Origin of the sequence: Streptomyces sp. NPDC048211 (assembly GCF_043202315.1) — a bacterium.
GTDB lineage: Bacteria > Actinomycetota > Actinomycetes > Streptomycetales > Streptomycetaceae > Streptomyces.
The window spans coordinates 1318063-1343345 of record NZ_JBIDAD010000001.1; the positions used below are offsets into that span (position 1 = coordinate 1318063).

Consider the following 25283-nt stretch of genomic DNA (forward strand, 5'->3'; position numbering starts at 1 on the left):
AGCACGCCCCTCACCCGCGCCGGTGCCGCCGGGCGAGGCGATAGCCTGGAGCTTCAGTCTTCAGCAGCTACCCAGCAAGTGAGGGGCGACAGCTTCCCGTGCGCATCGCCAGGTTCTCCATCGACGGCAATGTCGCCTTCGGCGCCGTCGAGGGCGACGGTCCCGACGGTCTCGTCCTCGACATCATCAAGGGCATCCCGTACACCGACTTCGAGCTCTCCGGGACCAAGGTCCCGCTGAGCAAGGTCCGGCTGCTGCCGCCCGTGCTCCCCAACAAGGTCGTGGCCATCGGCCGCAACTACGCGGAGCACGCCGCGGAGCTCGGCAACGAGGTCCCCGACGTCCCCGTCGCCTTCTTCAAGCCCACCACCTCGGTGATCGGCACCGGCGACGCCATCGAGTACCCCTCCTTCTCCGAAGAGGTGCACCACGAGGCCGAGCTGGCCGTGGTCATCGGCCGGATGTGCCGCGAAGTACCGCGGGAGCGGGTCAAGGACGTCATCTTCGGCTACACCTGCGCGAACGACGTGACCGCCCGTGACGCCCAGAAGCGCGAGAAGCAGTGGGCCCGGGCGAAGGGCTTCGACACCTCCTGCCCGCTGGGTCCCTGGGTGGAGACCGACCTCGACCCCAGCGATCTCGCCATCCAGGCCACGGTCAACGGCGAGCAACGCCAGCTCGGCCGGACGAGCGAAATGATCCGGAGCATCGAGGACCTGGTCGTCCACATCACGGAAGCCATGACGCTGCTCCCGGGCGATGTGATTCTCACCGGGACTCCCGCAGGGGTCGGACCCCTCCATGTCGGCGACGAGGTCGCCGTCACCATCGAAGGCATCGGCACTCTCACCAACAAGGTGATCAAGCGTGGTTAACGGACCTGTCCGCGTACGTTTCTGTCCCTCCCCGACCGGCAACCCCCACGTGGGCCTGGTCCGGACGGCTCTCTTCAACTGGGCCTTCGCCCGGCACCACCAGGGCACCCTGGTCTTCCGCATCGAGGACACCGACGCGGCGCGCGACTCCGAGGAGTCGTACGACCAGCTCCTCGACGCGATGCGCTGGCTCGGCCTCGACTGGGACGAGGGCCCCGAGGTCGGCGGCCCGCACGCCCCGTACCGCCAGTCGCAGCGCATGGACATCTACGCGGACGTCGCCGAGAAGCTCCTCGCCGCCGGCCACGCGTACCACTGCTACTGCACCACCGAGGAGCTCGACGCCCGCCGCGACGCCGCCCGCGCCGCCGGCAAGCCGTCCGGCTACGACGGCCACTGCCGCGACCTGAGCGCCGAGCAGAAGGCCGCGTACGAGGCCGAGGGCCGCGCGTCCATCGTCCGGTTCCGGATGCCCGACGAGGCCCTCACCTTCACCGACCTGGTCCGCGGCGACATCACCGTCCAGCCGGAGAACGTGCCGGACTACGGCATCGTCCGCGCCAACGGAGCCCCGCTCTACACGCTCGTCAACCCGGTCGACGACGCGCTGATGGACATCACGCACGTCCTGCGCGGCGAGGACCTGCTCTCCTCCACCCCGCGCCAGATCGCCCTGTACGCGGCGCTCATCGAGCTGGGCATCGCCAAGCAGACCCCGGAGTTCGGCCACCTGCCGTACGTCATGGGCGAGGGCAACAAGAAGCTCTCCAAGCGCGACCCGCAGTCCTCGCTCAACCTCTACCGCGAGCGCGGCTTCCTGCGCGAGGGGCTGCTCAACTACCTCTCGCTGCTCGGCTGGTCGATCGCCGAGGACCGGGACATCTTCGACATCGACGAGATGGTCGCGGCGTTCGACATCAAGGACGTCAACGCCAACCCGGCCCGCTTCGACCTCAAGAAGTGCGAGCACGTCAACGCCGAGCACATCCGGCGGCTCGACGTGAAGACCTTCACCGAGGCCTGTGGCCCCTGGCTCACGGCCCCGTTCGCCCCCTGGGCCCCGGAGGCCTTCGACGCGGAGGTGTTCGCGGAGATCGCCCCGCACGCCCAGACCCGGGTCACGGTGCTCTCCGAGATCACGGCCAACGTCGACTTCCTCTTCCTCGACGAGCCGGCGACCGACGAGGCGTCCTGGGCCAAGGCCATGAAGGAGGGCTCCGACGCCCTTCTCGTGACCGCCCGCGCCGAGCTGATCGCCGCCGAGTGGAACGCGGAGGCACTGAAGGCCGCCGTCCTCGCCGCCGGTGAGCAGCACGGCCTGAAGCTCGGCAAGGCGCAGGCCCCGGTCCGCGTCGCCGTCACCGGCCGCACGATCGGCCTGCCGCTCTTCGAGTCCCTGGAGATCCTGGGCCGCGAGCGCACGATCGCCCGCATCGACGCGGCGCTGGCGAAGCTGGCCGCGTAACGAGGGACAGGACACGGACGGGCCCGGCAACCGCGCACAGCGGCCGCCGGGCCCGTCGTTGCGTCCCGGTGCGCGCGTAGAGTCGGAGCATGCCGATCAGAGCCGTCCTCTGGGACGTGGACGACACCCTCTTCGACTACACGACGGCCGCCGCCACCGGCATGTCCCGGCACCTCGCGGCCGAGGGGCTGCCGGAGCGCTACGCCACGGCCGACGAGGCCCTCGACACCTGGGGGCGGCTCACCCGGCTCCACTGGCAGCGGTTCTCCGACGGGGAGACCGACTGGCAGGGCCAGCGCCGCGACCGGGCCAGGGACTTTCTCGCACGCCCGCTGGACGATGCCGCGGCCGATGCCTGGTTCGACCGTCACATCGCCCACTACGAGGCCGCCTGGGCGCTGTTCCCGGACACCGTGCCCGCACTCGACGCGCTGGCCGGGGCGTACCGGCACGCCGTGCTGTCGAACTCCGCCCTGGAACAGCAGCACCACAAGCTGACCGTGCTCGGTGTGCGGGACCGATTCGAGTCCGTGCTGTGTGCCGCGGAGCTGGGCGTCTCCAAGCCCGCCCCCGGAGCCTTCCTCGCCGCCTGCGAGGCGCTGGCACTGCCGCCGGAGGAAGTCGTCTACGTGGGGGACGAGCCCGACATCGACGCCCGCGGGGCGGTGGCCGCCGGCCTCGGGGGCGTCTGGCTGGACCGGAACGGCCGGGGCGGGCGGCCCGAACTCGTCAGGATCACGGGCCTCGACCAGCTTCCCGGCCTGCTTGCGGCACATACCCGTTTTGGAGCGCCGGACACCTTCGGGTAATGTTCTTTCTGCGCCGCCCGAGCGGGACGAAAGATCCGGACGGGAAGCGTAGACAGAAACAACGCCCCCTAGGGGTTGCGTTTCAGTGGGCTATGGTGTAATTGGCAACACTACGGTTTCTGGTACCGTCATTCTAGGTTCGAGTCCTGGTAGCCCAGCGCAAGACAGCAAGACAAGCAAGTTGCAGGAACAAGCCCCCGTTGTGTAGCGGCCTAGCACGCTGCCCTCTCACGGCAGTAGCGCCGGTTCGAATCCGGTCGGGGGTACAGATCCTTCCCGCGAGAACATCTGGGTCGCACCCACGTTCTTGATGCAGGATCGCTAGGGCCCCCGTTGTGTAGCGGCCTAGCACGCTGCCCTCTCACGGCAGTAGCGCCGGTTCGAATCCGGTCGGGGGTACTTGTAACACCATGGGCTATGGTGTAATTGGCAACACTACGGTTTCTGGTACCGTCATTCTAGGTTCGAGTCCTGGTAGCCCAGCGCAAGACAAGCAAGTCGCAGTATCCAAGCCCCCGTTGTGTAGCGGCCTAGCACGCTGCCCTCTCACGGCAGTAGCGCCGGTTCAAATCCGGTCGGGGGTACAAGAGCACGACAGATGAAGGCCCTTCACTCCGGTGAGGGGTCTTCTGCTTATGTACGCGGGCCCGTTCGGCCCGGACGCGCCGGCCCCTGCAAGGGGTGGCGGTGAATCCATGGAGAAGTCCCGGCCGCGCGAGGGGCTGTGGCGCGAGATCTGGGAGGGGGCCGCCACGACACTGGGGCGGCCTCGGGTGAAGGGGGAGGGCGGTCGGTTCAGCCGGTGCGGCGGAGCGCCTCACTCAGCCGGGCCGCCGAGTCGATGACGGCCTGGGCGTGCATCCGGCCCGGGTGACGGGTCAGCCGCTCGATCGGTCCGGAGACCGAGACCGCCGCGACCACCCGGTTCGAAGGGCCGCGCACGGGAGCGGAGACCGAGGCGACGCCCGGTTCGCGCTCGCCGATCGACTGGGCCCAGCCCCGGCGCCGTACGCCGGAGAGCGCCGTCGCGGTGAACCGGGCGCCCTGGAGGCCGCGGTGGAGGCGCTCGGGCTCCTCCCAGGCCATCAGGATCTGGGCGGAGGACCCCGCCTTCATGGTGAGCGTGGAGCCGACCGGCACGGTGTCCCGCAGACCGGACAGCCGCTCCGCCGCCGCCACGCAGATGCGCATGTCGCCCTGCCGGCGATAGAGCTGGGCGCTCTCGCCGGTGATGTCGCGGAGATGGGTGAGCACCGGTCCCGCCGTGGCGAGCAGCCGGTCCTCGCCCGCCGCCGCGGCGAGCTCGGAGAGGCGGGGGCCGAGAATGAAGCGGCCCTGCATGTCCCTTGCCACCATGCGGTGGTGTTCCAGTGCCACGGCCAGTCGGTGAGCCGTGGGTCGTGCGAGCCCGGTCGCCGCGACCAGCCCGGCGAGGGTGGCCGGCCCGGACTCCAGGGCGCTCAATACCAGAGCTGCCTTGTCGAGAACGCCGACGCCGCTAGAGTTGTCCATACGACGATACTCGCGTCTCACTCTGTGAAACGCAAGTTCAATTTTCCGGCGAAGTTGCGAACCTGTACGGGCGGCCCCACAACGGCCCGTAGCCACCGCCCCGCACGGGGGTCCGGACGGGGGCGCACCGAATCTCTAGTTGGGCCGGCGACGACGCCGGTCGGAGGGAAAGCGATGGGTAGGACACTCGCGGAGAAGGTTTGGGACGACCATGTCGTCCGGCGCGCCGAAGGTGAGCCCGACCTCCTGTACATCGATCTGCACCTGCTGCACGAGGTGACCAGCCCGCAGGCCTTCGACGGTCTGCGGCAGGCGGGACGCCCGGTGCGGCGTCTCGACCTCACCATCGCCACCGAGGACCACAACACCCCGACCCTCGACATCGACAAGCCGATCGCCGACCCGGTCTCCCGCGCACAGCTGGAGACCCTGCGCAAGAACTGCGCGGAGTTCGGCGTCCGGCTGCACCCGCTGGGCGACGTCGAGCAGGGCGTCGTGCACGTGGTCGGCCCGCAGCTGGGACTGACCCAGCCCGGCACCACGGTCGTCTGTGGGGATTCCCACACCTCCACGCACGGCGCGTTCGGCGCGCTGGCGTTCGGTATCGGCACCAGCCAGGTCGAGCACGTGCTGGCCACCCAGACGCTGCCGCTGGCCCGCCCGAAGACGATGGCCATCACCGTCGACGGCGAACTGCCCGACAGCGTCACGGCCAAGGACCTGATCCTCGCGATCATCGCGCGGATCGGCACCGGCGGCGGCCAGGGCTACATCCTCGAATACCGCGGCTCCGCCATCGAGAAGCTCTCGATGGAGGCCCGGATGACCATCTGCAACATGTCGATCGAGGCCGGTGCGCGGGCGGGCATGATCGCCCCCGACAAGACCACCTTCGACTACCTGCAGGGCCGGGACCACGCCCCGCAGGGCGAGGACTGGGACGCGGCCGTCGCGTACTGGAAGACGCTGCGCACGGACGACGACGCGGTCTTCGACGCCGAGGTGGTCATCGAGGCCGCCGAGCTGGCGCCGTTCGTCACCTGGGGCACCAACCCCGGCCAGGGCGCGCCGCTGTCGGCCAACGTCCCCGATCCTGCTTCGTACGAGGACGCCTCGGAGCGCAACGCCGCCGAAAAGGCCCTGGAGTACATGGGGTTGACCGCCGGCCAGCCGCTGCGCGAGATCAAGGTCGACACCGTCTTCGTAGGCTCCTGCACCAACGGCCGCATCGAGGACCTGCGGAACGCGGCCGCGCTCCTGGAAGGCCGCAAAGTCGCCGACGGCGTACGCATGCTGGTCGTCCCGGGCTCCGTCCGGGTCGCCCTGCAGGCTGTCGAGGAGGGCCTGGACAAGGTCTTCACCGCCGCCGGCGCCGAATGGCGGCACGCGGGTTGCTCGATGTGCCTCGGTATGAACCCCGACCAGCTGGCCCCCGGCGAGCGCTCCGCCTCGACCTCGAACCGCAACTTCGAGGGCCGGCAGGGCAAGGGCGGCCGTACGCACCTGGTCTCCCCGCAGGTCGCCGCCGCGACCGCCGTGCTGGGCCATCTGGCCTCGCCGGCCGACCTGTCCGACGCCCGTACGCCCGCCGGAGTCTGAGAATCATGGAAGCTTTCACCGCACACACCGGCCGGGCCGTCCCGCTGCGCCGCAGCAACGTCGACACCGACCAGATCATCCCCGCCCACTGGCTGAAGAAGGTCACCCGGGACGGCTTCGAGGACGGACTCTTCGAGGCCTGGCGCAAGGACGAGAACTTCGTCCTCAACCGCCCGGAGCGCAAGGGTGCCTCGGTCCTGGTGGCCGGCCCCGACTTCGGCACCGGCTCGTCCCGCGAGCACGCCGTCTGGGCGCTCCAGAACTACGGCTTCAAGACCGTCATCTCCTCCCGGTTCGCCGACATCTTCCGTGGTAACTCGCTGAAGAACGGTCTGTTGACCGTGGTCCTGGACCAGCAGGTCGTCGACGCCCTGTGGGACCTGACCGACGCCGACCCGACCGCCGAGGTCACCGTCGACCTGGAGAAGCGGCAGGTCCTCGCCGAGGGCATCACCGCCGACTTCGAGCTCGACGAGAACGCCCGCTGGAGGCTGCTGAACGGGCTGGACGACATCAGCCTCACCCTGCAGAACGAAGCGGACATCGCGGCCTACGAGGCGGCCAGGCCGGCCCACAAGCCCCGTACAATTCACGCCTGAGCAGCACGTTTCCAGTACTGCGCCCCCTGCCTTCTGGTAGGGGGCGCAGTCGCTTGTTGAGCCCCCGTCGGGCGACAACTCGCCCCAGATGGCACAATCGGTGCATGGAACGCGACAGCCAACTCAAGCTTTACGGCCAAGTCGCCGACCAATTGAAGGAAGCGCACTCACGAGTGCGTGCACTGCAAGTCCCGGAGGGCGTACGGATGGCGCTGAACCGGAAGCTGCTGGTCGTCACGGCCTCGGCAAAGCACGATCTCCCAGATGCAGCAAGGCGTCTGGACCGGTTGATGAAGGACCTCGATGAGGGCCGATTCCCCGAAGGTGACTGACTCTGCGGAACTGCGCAGCGGTCGACTTCGTTGCGGCACTAGGGTGATTAGCCCGTTTCGTGTTTGATTTGCGGTATATATCTGCCTAACGTGCGAAAAAGCCTGAACAGTTTCGTTCGGGCGATGTCTCCGAAGGGGAAGACGTGAACAAGGCGCAGCTCGTAGAAGCGATTGCCGACAAGGTCGGCGGCCGTCAGCAGGCCGCGGACGCCGTCGACGCGGTGCTCGACGCGATCGTTCGTGCGGTTGTCGCAGGTGACCGGGTTTCGGTCACCGGCTTCGGCTCGTTCGAGAAGGTCGACCGCCCCGCCCGTTACGCCCGCAACCCGCAGACGGGTGAGCGCGTACGGGTCAAGAAGACCTCGGTGCCCCGCTTCCGTGCGGGACAGGGCTTCAAGGACCTGGTGAGCGGCTCGAAGAAGCTCCCCAAGAACGACGTGGCCGTGAAGAAGGCCCCCAAGGGCAGCCTCTCGGGCGGTTCTTCCACCCGTACGACGGCCAAGGCCGCCGCGAAGAAGGCGACCGCCAAGAAGGCCGTGGCGAAGAAGGCCACCGCCAAGAAGACCGTGGCAGCGGCGAAGACGACCGCCGCGGCCAAGAAGACCACCGCGAAGAAGACCTCCGCGGCGGCGAAGAAGACCACGGCGGCCGCGAAGAAGGCGACCCCGGCGGCGAAGAAGACGACGACGGCAGCCAAGAAGGCCGTCGCGAGCAAGACCGCGCCCGCCAAGAAGACCACGGCGAAGAAGGCGCCCGCGAAGAAGACCACCGCGCGCAAGACCACGGCCAAGAAGGCCACTGCACGCAAGAAGTGAGAACCGGCTCCACAGGGCTTCTCACACGCGCCGGGCCGGGCTCCCCTCGGGGAGCCCGGCCCGCGGGCTGTCCGGGCCTGTCTCAGAAGGTCTGCAGCGTCACCAGGGTGATGTGCAGCCCGGCGCCTTCGCCCCGGCCCTCGATCCGCACCCGTTGCCCCGGACGCAGCAGCCGCAGGCCGCCGGCGTCGAAGGCCGGGGCGTCGAAGTCCACCGGTGTGCCGTCGTCGAGCAGCACGCTGCCGGTGCGGGTCTCGGGGTCGTACGTGTACGAGGTCGCCTGCATGGGCGGCAGCCTATCGGTCCGCCGACCTGACCCCCGCGGCCCAGCGCCCCGCCGTGTACGGGCCCACGCCCAGGGCCAGTGCGGCCCGCAGATCCTCGCCCGTGTCCACGTCCTGGCGCACGGAATCGATCCCGGACAGTGTGATCTCGGCAGCCCCCGAAGCGAGATGCCGGACCCTGGACGGACCGCCGAAAGCGGGGCGCAATTCCACTCCTGGCCCAGCGGAGAGAAAAGTTGTTCCGATTCCCGCGGCATCGGTCACAAATGCGCGGGGAAAAGCGGCGGAGAATTCGAGTACGCGGGACAATTCCGCCGGACGCAACGCCGGCAGGTCGGCGTTGAGCGCGGCGAGGGCCGCCCGCGGCCGGGCCGACCGCACCGCGCGCTCACCGTGCGCGAGTGCGGCGTTGAGCCCGGCGCCCGGGGTGTCGGCCACGATCCGGGCCCCGAGAGCCGCCAGTGCCGCCGCGGCCGCCGTGTCGTCCGTGACGACCACCACATCGGCGACCTCCGGGCAGGAAAGCGCGGCGGACACGGTGTCCCGGGCGAAGGCCAGGGCGAGCCTGGGCCGCAGCAGCGCGCCGGAAGCGGGCGCCAGCCTGCTCTTGGCCCGCGCCAGGGGCTTCAACGGGACAACCAGTGACCAGGGGCCGGTCGGGTCGGTGTTCGTGGCGGTCTCCCCCTCGATGCGCATGGCCGCCTATTCTCGCCTGCCGGTACGACAACCCGGAGGGTCGGTCCCGGAGGTGAGGCGTACGGTGTTCTCGACAGAGCAGGGGCCTGGGGCGAGACTTGACCGTCGGTAGTCAGCCAGCAGTGAGCTCCACAGTCAGGTCTTAGAGGAAGGTGTCCGAGTGTCCCGCCGCAGAATCGGCTTCTGGTACCGCCTGGCGGCGGTCATCGCGAAACCGCCGCTGGTGATTCTGTTCAAGCGCGACTGGCGGGGAATGGAACACATTCCGGCCGACGGCGGATTCATCACCGCGGTCAATCACAACTCGTACCTGGACCCTCTTTCGTACGGGCACTTCCAGTACAACACCGGCCGGGTGCCGCGGTTCCTCGCCAAGGCGGGGCTCTTCAAGACCCCCTTCGTCGGAATGATGCTGCGCGGCACCGGCCAGATCCCCGTGTACCGCGAGACGACGAACGCGCTGGACGCCTTCCGGGCCGCCGTCGACGCCATCGCGCGCGGCGAGTGCGTCGCCTTCTACCCCGAGGGCACGCTCACCCGGGACCCCGAGATGTGGCCGATGGCCGCCAAGACCGGCGCGGCCCGCGTCGCGTTGATGACCAGGGCCCCGGTCATCCCCGTCGCGCAGTGGGGCGCCAACCTGGCGGTGCCGCCCTACGCCGCGGAGAAGAAGGTGCGGCTCTTCCCCCGCAAGACCCTCCAGGTCCAGGCGGGGCCGCCCGTCGACCTCTCCCGGTTCTACGGCAAGGAACCGACGCCCGACGTGCTGCGCGAGGCGACCGAGGCCATCATGGTCGCGGTCACCGCGCAGCTGGCGCAGGTGCGCGGCGAGAAGGCGCCCGCCGAGCTCTACGACCACCGCAAGGCCCGCGCGGAACAGCGGCGCAAGGCCGAAGGAGAGGGACCCAAGTGACGCACCCCGTAAAGGCAGCCGTCTTCGGAACCGGCTCATGGGGTACGGCCTTCGCCATGGTCCTCGCGGACGCGGGCTGTGAGGTCACCCTCTGGGGGCGCCGGGCCGATGTCGCCGAGGCCGTCAACACGACCCGTACCAACCCCGAGTACCTGCCGGGCATCGAACTCCCCGCGTCGGTGCGGGCCACCACGGACGCCGCCGAGGCGCTGCGCGGTGCCGACTTCGCCGTGCTCGTCGTGCCGTCCCAGACGCTGCGCGCCAACCTCGCCGACTGGGCCCCGCACCTGGAGCCGCGGACGGTCCTCGTCTCGCTGATGAAGGGCGTCGAACTCGGCACCGCGAAGCGGATGAGCGAGGTCATCGAGGACGTCACCCACGTCTCCGCCGACCGCGTCGCCGTCATCACCGGACCCAACCTCGCCAAGGAGATCGCCGAACGCCGGCCCGCGGCCGCCGTCGTCGCCTGCCGGGACGAGTCCGTCGCTCGCCGCCTCCAGGCCGCCTGCCACACCCCGTACTTCCGCCCGTACACCAGCACCGACGTGGTCGGATGCGAGCTCGGGGGCGCCGTCAAGAACGTCATCGGGCTGGCCGTGGGCATCGCGGACGGCATGGGACTCGGCGACAACACCAAGGGCTCGCTCATCACACGCGGCCTCGCCGAGACCATCCGGCTGGGCGTCGCCATGGGCGCCGACCCGCTGACCTTCTCCGGGCTCGCGGGCCTCGGCGACCTGGTGGCGACCTGTTCGTCGCCGCTCTCGCGCAACCACACCTTCGGGGTCAACCTCGGGCGCGGCATGACGCTCCAGGAGACCATCGCGGTCACCAAGCAGACCGCCGAGGGCGTCAAGTCGTGCGAATCCGTGCTCGACCTGGCCCGTCGCCACGGTGTCGAGATGCCCCTCACCGAGACGGTCGTGGGCATCGTCCACGAGGGCAAGCCGCCGATGGTCGCGCTCAAGGAACTGATGTCCCGCAGCGCCAAGGCCGAGCGGCACTGAGAGGCCGCCGGGCGACCGGCGGCCGGGCGCCGCTCCCGGAGCGGGTTCACCCCCGGGCGGCCCCGGCCGCGCTGACGTGGCCCCTACCAGAAGGTACGCTCATCGCGATATGAGCAGCGAGAACCTCCCCCAGAGCACGGAGCAGCAGCTCCGCAAGCCGCGTGTGGCCGTCGTGTTCGGCGGCCGCAGCTCCGAACACGGCATTTCGGTGGTCACGGCCGGTGCGGTCCTGAACGCGATCGACCGGACGAAGTACGACGTCCTGCCGATCGGCATCACGACGGACGGCCGCTGGGCGCTCACCGCCGACGAACCCGAACGCATGGCCATCACGGACCGGAAGATGCCCGACGTGGCACAACTGGCCGAGTCCGACGAGGGCGGCGTGGTGCTCTCCGTCGATCCCGGCAGCCGTGAAGTGGTCTACAGCGAGCCCGGATGCGTCCCCAAGGCGCTCGGCGAGGTCGACGTCGTCTTCCCCGTCCTGCACGGTCCCTACGGCGAGGACGGCACGCTCCAGGGCCTCCTGGAGCTCTCCGGTGTGCCGTACGTCGGCGCAGGCGTCCTCGCCTCGGCGGTCGGCCAGGACAAGGAGTACATGAAGCGCGTCTTCACCTCCTTCGGGCTCCCCGTCGGGCCGTACCTGGTCGTGCGTCCCCGCGAGTGGGACAACGACCCCGCGGGCGCCCGCGGGCGCATCACGGACTTCGCGGGCGAGCACGGCTGGCCGCTCTTCATCAAGCCTGCCCGGGCCGGCTCGTCCATCGGCATCACCAAGGTCGAGGACGCCTCCGGCCTCGACGAGGCGATCGAGGAGGCCCGCCGCCACGACCCCAAGTTCCTCGTGGAGTCGCTGCTGCGGGGCCGCGAGATCGAGTGCGGGGTGCTGGAGTTCGAGGACGGCCCGCGCGCCAGCGTGCCCGCCGAGATCCCGCCGGTCACCTCGCACGACTTCTACGACTTCGAGGCCAAGTACATCGACGCGGCGTCCGGGATCGTGCCCGCCCCGCTCACCGACGAGGAGACGGCCGAGGTCCAGCGGCTCGCCGTCGAGGCGTTCGAGGCCACGTCCTGCGAGGGCCTGGTGCGCGCCGACTTCTTCCTCACCGAGGACGGCGGCTTCGTCATCAACGAGATCAACACCCTGCCGGGATTCACCCCCATCTCCATGTACCCGCGCATGTGGCAGGAGAGCGGCGTCAGCTACCAGGAGCTGGTCGACCGGCTCATCCAGGCGGCGCTGGACCGGCCGACCGGCCTGCGCTGAGCGCCGCCGGCACAGCACAGGGAGTGCGCTCCGCCCGGAGCGCACTCCCTACAGGCTGCTGGGGACCGTCTTCTTGACCGCCGGTGCGAAGGCCGCCAGCGGGGTCGCGTCATGCGCGTACGCCTCCGAGAGCGTGACCTCGACGTACGCCTTGCGCAGAGTGGTCGTGAAGCGCGGCCCGTCGTCCTCCCGTTGCTCCAGCAGCCAGTTGACGCCGTTCGCGTCGGCGGCCTTCGACTGGGCGTCGTCCATCTTCGCGGGGCGCGCGACACCGCAGCGCAGTACGATCGCCCCGTCCCCCCACCCGGCGGTCAGGTCCGAACGCGGCGCGGGGTCACTGCGCTCCAGACCGGCGACGGAACTCGGCAGCTCCTTGTGCAGCGCACGGCAGTAGGCTGCGGCTTCCGAGGAGGGCCTGGGCACCGTGACCGATGCCGAGGAGCCCGTGGAAGTGCAGCCCGCCGCAGCCAGGAGCACCAGGGCGGCGGACGGACCGAGGAGCACGGGGTGGAGGAACCGGCGGCAGGAAGATGTCACCGGCCCAGCGTAGACGGGGGCTACAGGTGAACGACCGGACAGGTCAGGGTTCGGGTGATGCCGTCCACCTGCTGGACCTTGGCGACCACCATGCGGCCGAGCTCATCGACCGTGTCGGCCTGGGCCCGCACGATCACGTCGTAGGGGCCGGTGACGTCCTCTGCCTGGATCACTCCCGGAATCTTGGCGATGGTCTCGGCGACGGTCGACGCCTTGCCCACCTCGGTCTGGATAAGGATGTACGCCTGTACCACGGAACCTCCAGGGCGGCCACGAGGATCATGTGGGGGAAAGGGACGCCACGTTATCGCGTTGCCACGGGCCGCGGGGAGACCTGCGGGCCGGATGGCACCCACAGCGTGGCGTACAGAACACACAAGTTGACGTATCTCTTGACAGTACCGACAGCAGTGACGGCCCGCGACCGCAAGCTCAGCGGCGCGGACGGGGGACACACATGCCCGTGACCAGCACGACGGACCGCCGCCCTCGTCGGCGGGCCGCGCTCCACGGCCGGTTCGGGCGCCCGGCCGATGCAGCAGGCCGGACGACCGTCCGGCCCCATAGATGAGAGGTGAGACTCGGTGAAGGGAACCGTGGGCGAGTTGGGGGAGTTCGGGCTCATCAGGGAACTGACCTCCCGGCTCACCACCACTCCGGCGGTACGGCTGGGGCCCGGCGACGACGCCGCGGTCATCACCGCCCCCGACCGCAGGGTCGTGGCGAGCACGGACATCCTGCTGGAGGGACGGCACTTCCGGCGTGACTGGTCGACGGCGTACGACGTCGGCCGCAAGGCCGCCGCGCAGAACCTCGCCGACATCGCGGCCATGGGCGCCGTGCCCACCGCACTGCTCCTCGGCCTCGTCGTCCCCGCCGAACTCCCGGTCACCTGGGCCGGGGAGCTGATGGACGGCATCCGCGACGAGTGCCAGGTCGCGGGGGCGGCCGTGGTCGGCGGCGACGTGGTGCGCGGTGACACCATCACCGTCGCGATCACCGCACTCGGCGATCTGCGCAACCACGAACCCGTCACCAGGGCGGGCGCCCAGCCCGGCGACGTCGTCGCCGTCACCGGCTGGCTCGGCTGGTCCGCCGCCGGGTACGCCGTGCTCTCGCGCGGTTTCCGCTCGCCCCGCGCCTTCGTGGAGGCCCACCGCCGCCCCGAACCGCCGTACCACGCGGGCCCCGCGGCGGCCGGGCTCGGCGCCACCGCGATGACCGACGTCAGCGACGGACTCGTCGCCGACCTCGGCCACATCGCCGAGGCCAGCAAGGTCCGCATCGACCTGCGCTCCGGGCTCATCGACATCCCGTCGCAGATGTCCGACATCGGGCAGGCCGTCGGCGTGGACCCGCTCCAGTGGGTGCTCACCGGCGGCGAGGACCACGCGATCGTCGCGACGTTCCCGCCCGACGTGAAGCTGCCGGCCCGCTGGAAGGTGATCGGCGAGGTCCTCAACCCCTCGGCGCTGCCGCAGGTGACGGTCGACGGGGCGCCCTGGACGGCCAAGAGCGGCTGGGACCATTTCGGCGACATCGAGGACGCCCAGTAGATTGCGGCGTATGCCGATACCTTCCGCCGTACCGCCCCGTGTGCTCACCGTCGCCGGATCCGATTCCGGCGGCGGTGCGGGCATCCAGGCCGACCTGAAGACGATGCTGGCGTTCGGCGCGCACGGCATGAGCGTGCTGACCGCCGTCACCGCGCAGAACTCGCTGGGCGTGCAGGGTGCCTGGGAGCTGCCCGCGGAGGCCGTACGCGCCCAGTACCGCAGCGTCGTGGACGACATCGGGGTGAACGCGGTCAAGACCGGGATGCTGGCGTCGGCGCTGCTCGTCGAGACCGTCGCCGCACTCCTCGCCGGGACGGACGCCCCCGTCGTCGTCGACCCGGTCGGCGTCTCCAAGCACGGGGACCCGCTCCTGGCCGCCGAGGCGCTCGACTCGGTCCGTACGAAGCTGCTGCCCGTCGCGACCGTGGCGACCCCGAACCTCGACGAAGTGGCGCAACTCACCGGCATCACGGTCACCGACGAGGCCGGGATGCGGCAGGCCGCGGCCGCGCTGCTCGGATACGGCCCCCGCTGGGTGGTCGTCAAGGGCGGGCATCTGCCGGGTGAACCCGTCGACCTGCTCACGGACGGTTCCCAGGAGCACTGGCTGCGCGCCCCCCGCCACGACAACCGCCATACCCACGGCACGGGCTGCACCCTCGCCTCCGCCATCGCCTGCGGACTGGCCCTGGGCCAGGACGTGCCCACGGCGGTACGGGACGCGAAGGCCTACGTCACCGGCGCGATCGCGGCGGGCTTCCCGCTGGGGTCGGGGATCGGACCGGTCGACCACGGGTGGCGGCTGCGCGGCGCCCGCTGAGCGGGTCCGGCCCGCCGCCGGGGCGCCGCTCCGGCCGCCCGAGCACAGCAAAAAGCCGGTCCACCGAGGTGGACCGGCTTTTTGGGCAACCGGTAGGGCTGCGCTACGACGGGAACGTCAGCGCGCGACCTTGCCGGCCTTGATGCACGAGGTGCAGACGTTGAGCCGCTTCGGCGTCCGCCCGACCACGGCACGCACGCGCTGGATGTTGGGATTCCAGCGACGGGACGTACGGCGGTGCGAGTGCGAAATGCTGTTGCCGAAGCTCGGCCCCTTGCCGCAAACGTCGCAGTTGGCAGCCACGGGTCACTCCAAAACTTCAGATGCACTTACAGTGAATTCCGGCACGCCGGATTCATTGACTGAAGTGGCGGTACCGGGGGATGTTCCCGACTCTCGTCGGGCAACCGAAGCAGCATACAACGGCTGCGTCGGAGATACGAAACTACCATGGGTCCACAGCCGCTCGCCCCGCCCCTGGACCCGCCTCCGCCACCGGCCGAGGCACTAGTCTGCGGTGCAGCCCGCCGTCCCGGTACGCGTTTCGAGGAGGACCATCAGGTGCCGCAGACCGCCGACGACCTGGACGCCGTCGCGGTGCGTACCTGGTGCTCACTGGCGCTGGACGCACTGGGCCGGGAGCGCGAGGCCATCGACGCGATCAACGTGTATCCCGTCGCCGACGGCGACACCGGAACCAATCTCTATCTGACCGTGGAATCCGCGGCGGCGGCCGTCGAGGCCGTCTTCGCCGCCCATGAGACCGGCACCTCGGTGCCCTCCACCGCCGACGCGGTACGCGCCATGGCGCACGGGGCGCTGATCGGAGCCCGCGGGAACTCCGGCACGATCCTGGCCCAGCTGCTGCGCGGCATGGCCGGGGTCCTGGCCGAAGAAGCCGGCGCCGGTTCGCTCCGTACCGCGCTGGCCAGGGCCGCGGCCTCGGCCCGCGAGGCGGTCGCCCACCCCGTCGAGGGCACGGTCCTGACCGTGGCCACCGAGGCCGCCCGGGCCGCGGGGCGGGTGCCGGACGGCTCCGGAGCGCCCACGGTGGCGCAGGCGGCGTACGAAGGGGCGCGGACGGCCCTGGACGCGACCCCTGGACAGCTCGCCGTCCTCGGCCGCGCCGGAGTGGTCGACGCCGGCGGACGCGGTCTGGTGGCGGTCCTCGGCGCACTGGTCGAGGCGCTCTCGGGCCGGGCCCCGGAACGGGCCTACGAGGCACCGGCTCCGGCAGCCGCAGCCGCCGTGGACTGTCCCGCGGGCGACGACCCGCAGGACGGACCGGCCTTCGAGGTCATCTACCTGCTGGAGGCCGGTGACGAAGCCGTGGAGCGGCTGCGCGCCCGGCTGGACGGGCTGGGCGACTCCCTCGTGGTGGTCGGCGGCGACGGGCTGTGGAACGTCCATGTGCACGTCGACGACGCGGGAGCGGCGGTGGAGGCCGGTGTCGAGGCCGGGCGCCCGTACCGCATCCGGATCACCCACTTCGCCGCGGACCGGATGCACGCCCGCCCCGAACCCGCCCAGCGCGCGGTCGTCGTGGTCGTCCCGGGCGACGGCCTCGGCGGCCTGTGCGCGGAGGCCGGGGCGACGACGGTGCTCGCGCGGCCCGGGGAACCCCCCGCCAGCGGCGAACTCGTCGACGCCATCCGCCGCGCGCACGCCCGCGAGGTGGTGCTCCTGCCCAACGACGGGGACCTGCGCCACACCGCGGCGGCCGCCGCCGAACAGGCCAGGACGGAGGGCATCCGGGTCGCGCTCATCCCCACCCGGGCCGCGGTCCAGGGCATCGCGGCCCTGGCCGTCCACGAACCGGACCGCAGCTTCGACGAGGACGTCGTCGCGATGACCGCGGCGGCCGGCGCCACCCGCTACGCCGAACTGGCCGTCGCCGAACGGCAGTCCTGGACCATGGCGGGCATCTGCCAGGCCGGCGACATCCTCGGCCTGATCGACGGCGATGTGGCCGTCATCGGCGAGGACGTCCCCGAAACGGCCCGGAAGGTGCTGGACCGGATGCTGGCGGCGGGCGGCGAACTCGTCACCCTGGTCCTCGGCGAGGACGTCCCCGCAGCCCTGGCGGACGCGCTGGAGGAACACGTCCGCGAGGGCTACCTGGCGGTGGACACGGTGGTCTACCGCGGTGGCCACCAGTGCGCTCCGCTGCTGATCGGCGTGGAGTAGCACCTGCCGCAGGGTGCCCCGGAGCGCCGGAAGGGCCCGGTCCCGCCCGGCGCCCCGGGCCGGGGCGCCGCGCCGGACGACCCCGGGGCTACGCCTCCGCCCCCGCCACATACGCCCGGAGCGACTCCACCTCCGACCGCCGCTCGTCCACCGTCCCGTCCGTGCCCTCCGGCACCCCCTTGTACGCCGCGCGGACCTCCGCGGCCCGCCGCAGCGCCGCGTCCGCGCGGCCCAGGTCAGCCTCCAGCCAGGCGGCCATCAGATCGGCCGCCGTGCGCCGGTCGAGGTGGTCGGGGCCGGCCTCGTGGAAGGCCGCCGATGCCCGCTCGACGTACCCGAGCGCCTCCTCGTACGCGAGCCGCGCCGGATCGTCCGCGGCCTCGCCCGGCTCGCCCTCGCACGCGTGCGCGAGCAGTTCGGCGGTCTGGCGGTAGGTGTCCGCGAGCTCCGTCCGCAGCTGCGGGTCCGCGCACTCCCGCTCCGCCGCGGCCATGAACGCCCGCGCCGCTTCGAGTCCCGGCTGCCCCTCCCGGACCGCGATCCAGGCCCGGACCCGCAAGGTCCGCACGAGCGCGGGAACGTCACCCAGCGCTCGCCACAGCTCCCCGGCCCGCTCGTACGCCCGCTCGGCCTCGGGGTTCAGCTCGGCCCGGTACAGCGCCTGCCCGGCGAGCTGGGCCAGCATCGCGTGGTCGTGCTGCTCCGGCCAGCCGCGCGCGATGTCCGCCGCCCGCAGCCAGTACTCCGCCGCCGCCCTCGGCTCACCGAGCGTGGACAGCCCGTCGCCGAGCCACCACAGCGTCTGGACGACCATGCCGTCCCCGTGGTCCTCGGCCGAGATGTCGGGCAGTACGGCCTCCAGTACCGCCGCGGCCTCCGCCGCGCGCCCCAGCCGGAGCAGCCAGCCGCCGAGCTGGTGCCGGGCGTAGACCCCCAGCGATTCGCTCTCGTCCGCCTCGTCCGCCCAGTGCGCCGCGTCGAGGGCGTGCTCCGTCGCCTCCACGAACTGCCCCGTGGCGCCGAGCGCTTCGGCCAGCTGGAGATGGAGCCGGGCCCGCCCGGCGGCCCGCAGCGACGTCCCGCCGTGCTCCAGCGCCGCCCGCGCGGCCCGCACCGCCGTCTCGTGGTCGTCGAGCCGCGCGGCGAGCCGTGCGGTCCGGGACTCGTACTCGACGGCGTACCAGGGAAGTTCCGCCGCGTGGACCTCGGCGGCCGCTCGCTCGTACAGCTCCGCCGCCGCCCGGACATCGCCGTGGTAGGCCGCGACGTCCGCGAGGAAGCCCAGCGCCTCGGAGACGCGGGTGGCCACCGTGTCCCGCTCACGCAGGGGCTCGGCGAACGCGAGCACCTCCTGTGCCGCCTCCCCGAGAGCGGCGACGGCCGCGTCCGCGGCCTCCTCGTCCGCGGCCAGGAACATGCGCTGCTGGAGGATCCGCGCCCGGGAGACCAGCACACCGCCCGCTTGCCGGCCCGTGGCGGCGCCCTCCGCGTGCAGGGCGAGCGCCCGCTCCACGAGCGGGGCGATCTCCGCCGCCGCCTCGTCCGCCGCGCCGTCCCGCGTCGAGCGGAGGAAGGCGCCCCTGGCGTCCGCCGCGACGGCCTCGCCCCGGTCACCGGCCGCCTCGTACAGCCGGGCAGCCGTCCGGAAGGCCTCAGCCGCCTCGGCGGGCGGCAGCGAACCGTCCATCGCGCGATGGTCCTCCACGTTCGCCCGGTCGCGGGCGGTCAGTGCGTCGGCCTCCCCGGGCTGCCCCGCCCGCTCCGCGACCGCCCGCCAGGCGGCCCCGGCGTCCGGGTGCTGGGCCTCCGAGAGCCGGTGCGCCTCGGCCAGCAGCCCGGTCAGGTCCTGCGGGGCCTTTGCCGCGGCGGGCGCCACCGCGGAGGCCGGCGCGGCGGACGGCGCCGTGAGCCGCACGGCCCGTACGCCCAGAGGCAGCCGGTCCAGCAGCGGGCGGCGCGCCAGACGTTCCCGCATCTGCTCGCCCACGTACCCGTTGCCGTTGCGGGCGTCGAAGCGGGCCGCGAGGGCGAGCGCCTGGGTCCTGGCCTCGACGGCCAGCGACGCGGCGGTCCAGTCCGCACCGGCCGGGCCGGGTACGGACTGCGCGCCGTGCCCCAGCTCGGTGAGCCGGTCCATCAGCACGGTGGTGACGGTCAGGTAGTCCGCCAGGCTGCCGGGGTTACCGCTGTCGGTGAAGTACGCGGGCCGGTCCGCCAGGATCTCCAGCGCGCGGGGCTCGTTGCCGGTCAGCGTGCAGAACTCGACGTGCAGCGCGACCGAGTAGCGCATGCTCTCCATCGGCCGGACCATCCGGTACCCGCGCAGATGATGCGCGCGGGCCTGTTCCGCACGCCCCGTCCGCAGCAGCGGGAGAAGCGAGGCGGCCAGCACCGCGTGCGGTTCGTGCGCGCAGACGTGCTCCCCCTCCAGCACCGGCGCCCAGGCCGCGAGTGCCTCCTCGTCCAGCCCTCGCAGGGCCTGCCAGCTGCCCTGCTCGTGAAGCTCGCAGGCGTGGCAGTTGGCCATCCGGTCCCGGTCCGCCGCCTGCCAGGCGGTGTACGCCCGCCCGGCCCGCTCCAGATCGCCCAGATGCCGGGCGATCTCCAGCTCGCCCTGGCGCACCGCCCGTTCGGAATGCCCCGCCAGCCGGTAGCGGTGCTTCATCTCGCCCTGCCACTTCTCGATGGAGGCGAGGGGGATGTGCGGCTGGTCGACCATGGAGCTGGAGACCCACTTGAACATCCAGAAGAGATGGTGGGTCATGACCGGGTCGAAGTCGCCCGGCCGTTCGTCCCACAGCCGCAGCAGCCGCGCGAACGGGACGAACATCTTGTCCTTCTCGGAGCTGTAGTTGTAGACCTGCAGCTGATGGACGAGCGCCTCGACCAGCAGCGCCGCGTCCCCGCTCTGCTCCGCCTCGGCCAGCAGCCGCTCCGCACGGGCGTTGCGCGCGGGCCCCTCCGGCTCCTCCTGGTTGTCCCGCAGTGCCTGGCGGATCGTCGTGGCATCGGCGCTCATCGGCCGTCCTCCTGAGGGTTCACGGGGGAGTGCCCCGGGGCGGCGGGATGCGTGGCCCACTCCAGCAGGCCGAGGAACGCCCGGTTCAGCAGCGCCGAGTCGGCCGGCCGCAGCGGCCGCTGGGCCATCAGCAGCGCCTGCCCGTACAGCGCCTCCGTCGCGGTCACCGCCAGCTCGGGGCTGTCCAGCGAACTGATCCGGCGGATCAGCGGATTGAGATGGTTCAGCACGAGCCGGGCGCGCGGCGCACTGCCGCGCAGCGAGCCCAGAATGCCCGCCCACAACTCGTCCGCCTGCTCCTCCGCCTCGGCACGCGCCTGCTCGTGGCGGGCCGAACGGTCGTCCAGGTGCAGCGCCGGCACCGTCAGCGGATGGAAGGCGCGCAACGCCACGTCGCAGCCCAGCGGGTCCAGCCTGGCGCGCGCCGCCGTGAGGAACGCGCCGAGCGCCAGCTCCTCCTCCGGATCGACGGAGTCCAGGTGCGCGGTGACCGTGTCGGCGTCCAGCTCCGCGACCACCGTGCCCGGCCGGGCCGAGGGCAGTCGCTCGACCAGCTCGGTGTCGTACGTGTAACCACCGTTGACCACTCCGATGCCCTGCGCGGAGGCGATCGGCGCGACCTGCCGGAACTCCTCCACGGTCCGGGTGAAGTGCACCACCGGATGCCGCCGGGCGAACTCCTCCAGCGACAGCCGGCCGTCCGTCGTCTCGAACGGCAGCCACGGCAGCATCGTGCGCAGCATGGCGCCGTCGTGCCGGGCGAGCGACTTCACGCCCAGGTGGTGCACGGAGAGGAACTGCGCCAGCCGCTCCGGATCGCCCGCCGCCAGGCCCGTGAGCCAGTCCCTGATCCGCTCGCCCAGCGCGTCCCGGACCGCGGCGAGGGTCTCGTCCGCGTACAGCGCCTCCCGCGAGGCGGTGGGCCGCAGGCTGTCCGTGTCGATGACGCACCGCACGAAGAACGCCCACTCGGGCAGCAGCTCGTCCGCCCGGTCCGTCAGCAGCATGCCCTTGAGATGCACCCGGTGTCCGGCGCGCGGCGCCGGACTGACGGCGGACGGCAGGACATGGGCGACCCCGCGGATCCCGGCGAGCGGCAGATCGAGATCGATCGTGTCGAGCGGCGTGAAGCCGAAGAGCTCGTGGCAGTGGCGCGCCAGCGCCACCCGCCGGCCCGCCGGGCTCGGGTACGCCCGGTCCCACGGCGCCGGCAGATCGGTGACGGCCGCCTCGCCGACCCGTACGTCGTAGGGCAGCAGCGAACCGAAGTCCCGGGCCAGCGCGAGCACCCGTTCCCCGGTGAGCCACTGGGCGCTGCCGGGCCGGGCCGTCAGGTGCACGGTGGTGCCGGGCTCGGGACGCGCGCTGTCGGGGAGCGTGACGACGGTGTACGAACCGTCGTCACGGGCGCACCACTCCACCGGCGGGGCGCCGGGAGTCCGCGCGGAGCGGCTCACCACCCGGATCTCCGCCGCGACGACGAAGCAGGCCAGCAGTCCGATACCGAACTGCCCGAGGAAGTCCGCCCGCGCCGAGGCCAGCCCCTCCGCCCCGTCGCGCTTGGAGCTGCGGCCGATCGTGGCGAGCAGGCTGTGCACATCCGTCTCGGTCAGACCGATGCCACTGTCCTCGACGCGCAGCCGGCCGTCCTCGGCGTGCAGCCGCACCAGAGCGGGCGCGTCCGGCTGCTCGGCACGCCGGGCCGTGATGGCGTCCACGGCGTTCTGCAGCAGCTCGCGCAGATAGACACGGGGCGAGGAGTAGAGGTGATGGGAGAGAAGGTCGACCAGTCCGCGCAGATCCACCTGGAAGGTGTGCGGCTGCTGGCCGGTGGCGGACTCGGTGGACGCGGAATTCGCTGAGGTCTCAGATGTCATCGTCGCAGCGCCGGTGGGGGGACTTGCGACAGCGCGGGTCGGGCGATCCCTGGTGAGGTGATCGCGAACGAGAAGCGTGGGAGCCGATCCTAGGGGCGCGGGCGCGATGGTGACCAGGAGTTCCTGGGGCCACGGCGGTGCCCGGCGGACAACTGTCAGTGCCGTGGTGTGCAATGGATCGCGTGTCTGCGTTCGATGAACCCCTCAAGAAGCTGCTCGGCGGCGCCACCGCGAAGGTGATGGCCGAGCACCTCGACCTGCACACGGTCGGTGATCTCCTGCATCACTACCCGCGGCGGTACGAGGAGCGCGGCCGGCTCACGGCGCTGACCGACCTCCCGCTCGAGGAGCACGTGACGGTCGTCGCCCAGGTCCAGGACGCCCGCGTGATGATGTTCAACGGCGGCCGGGGCAAGCGCCTCGAAGTGACCCTCACCGACGGCCACGGCCGGCTCCAGCTGGTCTTCTTCGGCCACGGCGTCCACAAACCGCACAAGGAGCTGCTGCCGGGCCGGCGCGCCATGTTCGCCGGCAAGGTCTCCGTCTTCAACCGGAAGATGCAGCTGGCCCACCCCACGTACCAGCTGCTCGACGCGGAGGCCGACGACGAGGCCGGGGCGACCGAGGCCGTCGACGCCTTCGCCGGCAAGCTGCTCCCGATCTACCCCGCCTGCAAGCAGCTCGACTCCTGGCGCATCGCCAAGGCGGTCGACGCCGTACTGCCCAGCGCTCAGGAGGCCGTCGACCCGCTGCCGCCCGCACTGCGCGAGGGCCGCGGCTTCACGGCGCTGCCCGAGGCCCTCCTGAAGATCCACCGGCCGCAGACCAAGGCGGACGTCGCCGCGGCCAGGGACCGCCTGAAGTGGGACGAGGCCTTCGTCCTCCAGGTGGCCCTGGCCCGCCGCAGATACGCGGACACCCAGCTGCCCGCCGTCGCCCGCAAACCGTTCCCCGGCGGACTCCTCGACGCCTTCGACGCCAGACTGCCGTTCACCCTCACCGACGGCCAGGTCAAGGTCTCCAAGGAGATCTTCGACGACCTGGCGACCGAGCACCCGATGCACCGGCTGCTCCAGGGAGAGGTCGGCTCAGGGAAGACGATGGTCGCGCTGCGCGCCATGCTGGGCACCGTCGACGCCGGCGGACAGGCCGCCATGCTCGCGCCCACCGAGGTCCTCGCCCAGCAGCACCACCGGTCCATCACCGAGATGATGGGGGAGCTCGCCGAGGGCGGCATGCTGGGCGGATCGGACCAGGGCACGAAGGTCGTCCTGCTCACCGGCTCCATGGGCATGGCCGCCCGCCGTCAGGCCCTTCTCGACCTGGTCACCGGCGAGGCCGGGATCGTCATCGGAACGCATGCGCTGATCGAGGACAAGGTGCAGTTCCACGACCTGGGCCTGGTCGTCGTCGACGAGCAGCACCGCTTCGGGGTGGAACAGCGCGACGCCCTGCGTTCCAAGGGGAAGCAGCCGCCGCATCTGCTCGTCATGACCGCCACCCCCATTCCCCGCACGGTCGCCATGACCGTCTTCGGCGACCTGGAGACCTCCGTCCTGGACCAGCTCCCGGCCGGCCGCTCGCCGATCGCCAGCCACGTCGTCCCCGCCAAGGACAAGCCCCACTTCCTCAGCCGCGCCTGGGAACGGGTCCGCGAAGAGGCGGAGAACGGCCACCAGGCGTACGTGGTCTGCCCCCGCATCGGCGACGACGAGGACGACGCCGCCAAGAAGAAGGGGAAGAAGAAGGCCGCCGAGGAGAAGGAGGAGGGGGACAAGCGCCCGCCGCTCGCCGTCCTGGAGATCGCCGAGCAGCTCGCCAAGGGCCCGCTGACCGGTCTGCGCATCGAGGTGCTGCACGGCAGGATGCATCCCGACGACAAGGACGACGTGATGCGCCGCTTCGCCGCGGGGGAGGTCGACGTCCTGGTCGCCACCACCGTCATCGAGGTCGGGGTCAACGTCCCCAACGCCACCGCGATGGTGATCATGGACGCCGACCGGTTCGGCGTCTCCCAGCTCCACCAGCTGCGCGGCCGGGTGGGCCGTGGATCCGCTCCCGGTCTCTGCCTGCTGGTCAGCGAGGCCCACGAGGCGAGCCCCGCCCGCGCGCGTCTCTCCGCCGTCGCCGCCACCCTCGACGGCTTCGAGCTCTCCCGGATCGACCTGGAGCAGCGGCGCGAGGGCGACGTCCTCGGACAGGCCCAGTCCGGGGTCCGCTCCTCGCTCCGGGTCCTGAGCGTCATCGACGACGAGGAGGTCATCGCCGCCGCCCGCCAGGAGGCCGTCACGGCCGTGGCCGCCGACCCGGACCTGGAGCACCTGCCCGAGCTGCGCCTCGCCCTGGACGCCCTGCTCGACAAGGACCGCGAGGAGTACCTCGACAAGGGGTGACGCGCGAGGTCACGGGACGGGGAGGGGCGGGCGGCCGGGGGAGCCCCGGCCGCCCCGACGCCATATCGTGGGTGGCACGGCGCCCGCAGCACCCTGCGCGCCGCCCCGACCCGAGGATCAGACACCCATGACCCGCGTGATCGCAGGCGTGGCCGGCGGACGCCGCCTGGCCGTCCCGCCCGGCACCGGCACCCGCCCCACCTCCGACCGCGCGCGCGAGGGCCTGTTCTCCACCTGGCAGGCGCTCCTCGGCACGCTCGACGGCATCCGGATCGCCGACCTCTACGCGGGCTCGGGAGCCGTCGGCCTCGAAGCGCTCTCCCGCGGAGCGGTCCACGCCCTGCTCGTCGAGGCCGACGCCAAGGCCGTCCGCACGGTCCGGGACAACGTCCGCACCCTCGGCCTGCCCGGCGCCGAGGTCCGGGCCGGCAAAGCCGAACAGATCGTGACAGGCCCGGCGCCCGAGGATCCGTACGACGTGGTCTTCCTCGACCCCCCGTACGCCGTCACCGACGACGATCTTGGCGAGATCCTGCTCACACTCCGTGCCCAGGGGTGGCTCACAGCCGATGCGCTCGTCACGGTAGAACGCAGCACCAGAGGCGGAGAATTCAGCTGGCCCAAGGGATTCGAGCCATTGCGGGCCCGTCGCTACGGCGAGGGAACGCTTTGGTACGGTCGCGCCGCCGCTACGTGCGAAGACGCACGATGACCGGACCGG

23 protein-coding genes and 5 tRNA genes are annotated in these 25283 nt (G+C 71.6%); 20 read left to right on the top strand and 8 right to left on the bottom strand.

The features are described from left to right. Positions 1 to 98 precede the first annotated feature (98 nt). The 8 genes from ACGFZA_RS05980 to ACGFZA_RS06015 all read left to right on the top strand — a co-directional run bounded on the left by ACGFZA_RS05980 (position 99) and on the right by ACGFZA_RS06015 (position 3733). Positions 99 to 875 carry a fumarylacetoacetate hydrolase family protein gene (locus ACGFZA_RS05980; RefSeq protein WP_385284746.1) on the top strand — a complete coding sequence of 259 codons (777 nt, stop codon included), beginning with the start codon at positions 99 to 101 and terminating at the stop codon, positions 873 to 875. Further along, on the top strand, positions 868 to 2340 hold the full coding sequence (gene gltX / locus ACGFZA_RS05985) for a glutamate--tRNA ligase (RefSeq protein WP_385284748.1): 1473 nt from the start codon (positions 868 to 870) through the stop codon (positions 2338 to 2340). The genes ACGFZA_RS05980 and gltX overlap by 8 nt, the downstream gene beginning before the upstream one ends. Before the next feature lie 89 nt (positions 2341 to 2429). After that, positions 2430 to 3149: an HAD family hydrolase gene (locus ACGFZA_RS05990; RefSeq protein ID WP_385284750.1), complete on the top strand. Its 720-nt coding sequence runs from the start codon at positions 2430 to 2432 to the stop codon at positions 3147 to 3149. Between the two features lie 86 nt (positions 3150 to 3235). After that, positions 3236 to 3307, top strand: a tRNA-Gln gene (locus tag ACGFZA_RS05995). Between the two features lie 35 nt (positions 3308 to 3342). After that, a tRNA-Glu gene (locus ACGFZA_RS06000) sits at positions 3343 to 3415 on the top strand. A gap of 60 nt (positions 3416 to 3475) precedes the next feature. Continuing rightward, positions 3476 to 3548: transfer RNA gene (locus ACGFZA_RS06005), tRNA-Glu, on the top strand. A gap of 12 nt (positions 3549 to 3560) precedes the next feature. Further along, positions 3561 to 3632, top strand: a tRNA-Gln gene (locus tag ACGFZA_RS06010). Positions 3633 to 3660: 28 nt separating this feature from the next. Further along, a tRNA-Glu gene (locus tag ACGFZA_RS06015) sits at positions 3661 to 3733 on the top strand. Positions 3734 to 3944: 211 nt separating this feature from the next. Here the strand turns inward: ACGFZA_RS06015 and ndgR are convergent. Further along, the gene (gene ndgR, locus ACGFZA_RS06020; RefSeq protein WP_003966003.1) at positions 3945 to 4661 is read right to left on the bottom strand and encodes an IclR family transcriptional regulator NdgR; all 717 of its coding nucleotides are present in this window, start codon (positions 4659 to 4661) and stop codon (positions 3945 to 3947) included. 174 nt (positions 4662 to 4835) lie between these two features. On the opposite strand from ndgR, the gene leuC reads away from it, so the two are divergent. The 4 genes from leuC (at position 4836) to ACGFZA_RS06040 (ending at position 8006) form a co-directional block, all read left to right on the top strand. Then, the gene (leuC, locus tag ACGFZA_RS06025; protein WP_385284752.1) at positions 4836 to 6260 is read left to right on the top strand and encodes a 3-isopropylmalate dehydratase large subunit; all 1425 of its coding nucleotides are present in this window, start codon (positions 4836 to 4838) and stop codon (positions 6258 to 6260) included. A 5-nt stretch (positions 6261 to 6265) separates the two neighbouring features. Then, positions 6266 to 6859: a 3-isopropylmalate dehydratase small subunit gene (leuD, locus tag ACGFZA_RS06030; protein ID WP_385284754.1), complete on the top strand. Its 594-nt coding sequence runs from the start codon at positions 6266 to 6268 to the stop codon at positions 6857 to 6859. 104 nt (positions 6860 to 6963) lie between these two features. Beyond that, the gene (locus ACGFZA_RS06035) at positions 6964 to 7191 is read left to right on the top strand and encodes a hypothetical protein (RefSeq protein WP_385284756.1); all 228 of its coding nucleotides are present in this window, start codon (positions 6964 to 6966) and stop codon (positions 7189 to 7191) included. Between the two features lie 143 nt (positions 7192 to 7334). Beyond that, positions 7335 to 8006, top strand: coding sequence for an HU family DNA-binding protein (locus ACGFZA_RS06040; protein ID WP_385284757.1), 672 nt, complete (start codon positions 7335 to 7337; stop codon positions 8004 to 8006). Positions 8007 to 8088: 82 nt separating this feature from the next. On the opposite strand, the gene ACGFZA_RS06045 is transcribed toward ACGFZA_RS06040, so the two are convergent. Continuing rightward, on the bottom strand, positions 8089 to 8292 hold the full coding sequence (locus ACGFZA_RS06045) for a hypothetical protein (protein ID WP_326739002.1): 204 nt from the start codon (positions 8290 to 8292) through the stop codon (positions 8089 to 8091). A gap of 10 nt (positions 8293 to 8302) precedes the next feature. Further along, entirely contained in the window at positions 8303 to 8986 is a 684-nt protein-coding gene (cofC, locus tag ACGFZA_RS06050) for a 2-phospho-L-lactate guanylyltransferase (RefSeq protein ID WP_385284759.1), read from the bottom strand. A 160-nt stretch (positions 8987 to 9146) separates the two neighbouring features. Between cofC and ACGFZA_RS06055 the strand changes: the two genes are divergently transcribed. The 3 genes from ACGFZA_RS06055 to ACGFZA_RS06065 all read left to right on the top strand — a co-directional run bounded on the left by ACGFZA_RS06055 (position 9147) and on the right by ACGFZA_RS06065 (position 12173). Then, positions 9147 to 9899, top strand: a complete 753-nt coding sequence (locus ACGFZA_RS06055; RefSeq protein WP_385284761.1) for a lysophospholipid acyltransferase family protein — start codon at positions 9147 to 9149, stop codon at positions 9897 to 9899. Further along, positions 9896 to 10906 (top strand): NAD(P)H-dependent glycerol-3-phosphate dehydrogenase, encoded by a 1011-nt coding sequence (locus ACGFZA_RS06060; RefSeq protein WP_385284763.1) that lies wholly within the window; start codon positions 9896 to 9898, stop codon positions 10904 to 10906. The genes ACGFZA_RS06055 and ACGFZA_RS06060 overlap by 4 nt, the downstream gene beginning before the upstream one ends. Before the next feature lie 109 nt (positions 10907 to 11015). Continuing rightward, on the top strand, positions 11016 to 12173 hold the full coding sequence (locus ACGFZA_RS06065; RefSeq protein WP_385284765.1) for a D-alanine--D-alanine ligase family protein: 1158 nt from the start codon (positions 11016 to 11018) through the stop codon (positions 12171 to 12173). 48 nt (positions 12174 to 12221) lie between these two features. Here the strand turns inward: ACGFZA_RS06065 and ACGFZA_RS06070 are convergent, their stop codons facing one another. Together ACGFZA_RS06070 and ACGFZA_RS06075 are read right to left on the bottom strand one after the other, a co-directional pair. Beyond that, positions 12222 to 12710 carry a DUF3515 domain-containing protein gene (locus ACGFZA_RS06070; protein ID WP_385284767.1) on the bottom strand — a complete coding sequence of 163 codons (489 nt, stop codon included), beginning with the start codon at positions 12708 to 12710 and terminating at the stop codon, positions 12222 to 12224. A gap of 20 nt (positions 12711 to 12730) precedes the next feature. Further along, the gene (locus tag ACGFZA_RS06075) at positions 12731 to 12964 is read right to left on the bottom strand and encodes an Lrp/AsnC family transcriptional regulator (RefSeq protein ID WP_064070330.1); all 234 of its coding nucleotides are present in this window, start codon (positions 12962 to 12964) and stop codon (positions 12731 to 12733) included. A 330-nt stretch (positions 12965 to 13294) separates the two neighbouring features. On the opposite strand from ACGFZA_RS06075, the gene ACGFZA_RS06080 reads away from it, so the two are divergent. Then, the gene (locus ACGFZA_RS06080; protein WP_385284769.1) at positions 13295 to 14266 is read left to right on the top strand and encodes a thiamine-phosphate kinase; all 972 of its coding nucleotides are present in this window, start codon (positions 13295 to 13297) and stop codon (positions 14264 to 14266) included. 10 nt (positions 14267 to 14276) lie between these two features. Continuing rightward, positions 14277 to 15086: a bifunctional hydroxymethylpyrimidine kinase/phosphomethylpyrimidine kinase gene (gene thiD, locus ACGFZA_RS06085; protein ID WP_393677403.1), complete on the top strand. Its 810-nt coding sequence runs from the start codon at positions 14277 to 14279 to the stop codon at positions 15084 to 15086. Positions 15087 to 15203: 117 nt separating this feature from the next. Here the strand turns inward: thiD and rpmB are convergent, their stop codons facing one another. Continuing rightward, on the bottom strand, positions 15204 to 15389 hold the full coding sequence (rpmB, locus tag ACGFZA_RS06090; protein WP_003965989.1) for a 50S ribosomal protein L28: 186 nt from the start codon (positions 15387 to 15389) through the stop codon (positions 15204 to 15206). A 258-nt stretch (positions 15390 to 15647) separates the two neighbouring features. Between rpmB and ACGFZA_RS06095 the strand changes: the two genes are divergently transcribed. Beyond that, positions 15648 to 17273, top strand: coding sequence for a DAK2 domain-containing protein (locus ACGFZA_RS06095; RefSeq protein WP_393677405.1), 1626 nt, complete (start codon positions 15648 to 15650; stop codon positions 17271 to 17273). Between the two features lie 88 nt (positions 17274 to 17361). Here the strand turns inward: ACGFZA_RS06095 and ACGFZA_RS06100 are convergent, their stop codons facing one another. Both ACGFZA_RS06100 and ACGFZA_RS06105 read right to left on the bottom strand, forming a co-directional pair. Then, complete coding sequence (locus tag ACGFZA_RS06100; RefSeq protein ID WP_393677407.1) at positions 17362 to 20292, bottom strand: tetratricopeptide repeat protein; 2931 nt, start codon at positions 20290 to 20292, stop codon at positions 17362 to 17364. Next, positions 20289 to 22169: an HSP90 family protein gene (locus tag ACGFZA_RS06105; RefSeq protein ID WP_393677409.1), complete on the bottom strand. Its 1881-nt coding sequence runs from the start codon at positions 22167 to 22169 to the stop codon at positions 20289 to 20291. Before ACGFZA_RS06105 ends, ACGFZA_RS06100 begins: the two co-directional genes overlap by 4 nt. A gap of 173 nt (positions 22170 to 22342) precedes the next feature. Here ACGFZA_RS06105 and recG point away from each other — a divergent pair, with 173 nt between their 5' ends. Then, entirely contained in the window at positions 22343 to 24562 is a 2220-nt protein-coding gene (gene recG / locus ACGFZA_RS06110) for an ATP-dependent DNA helicase RecG (RefSeq protein WP_393677411.1), read from the top strand. A 127-nt stretch (positions 24563 to 24689) separates the two neighbouring features. After that, a complete protein-coding gene (gene rsmD / locus ACGFZA_RS06115) occupies positions 24690 to 25274 on the top strand; it encodes a 16S rRNA (guanine(966)-N(2))-methyltransferase RsmD (protein ID WP_385288653.1) in 585 nt (194 codons plus the stop codon). Positions 25275 to 25283: the final 9 nt, after the last annotated feature.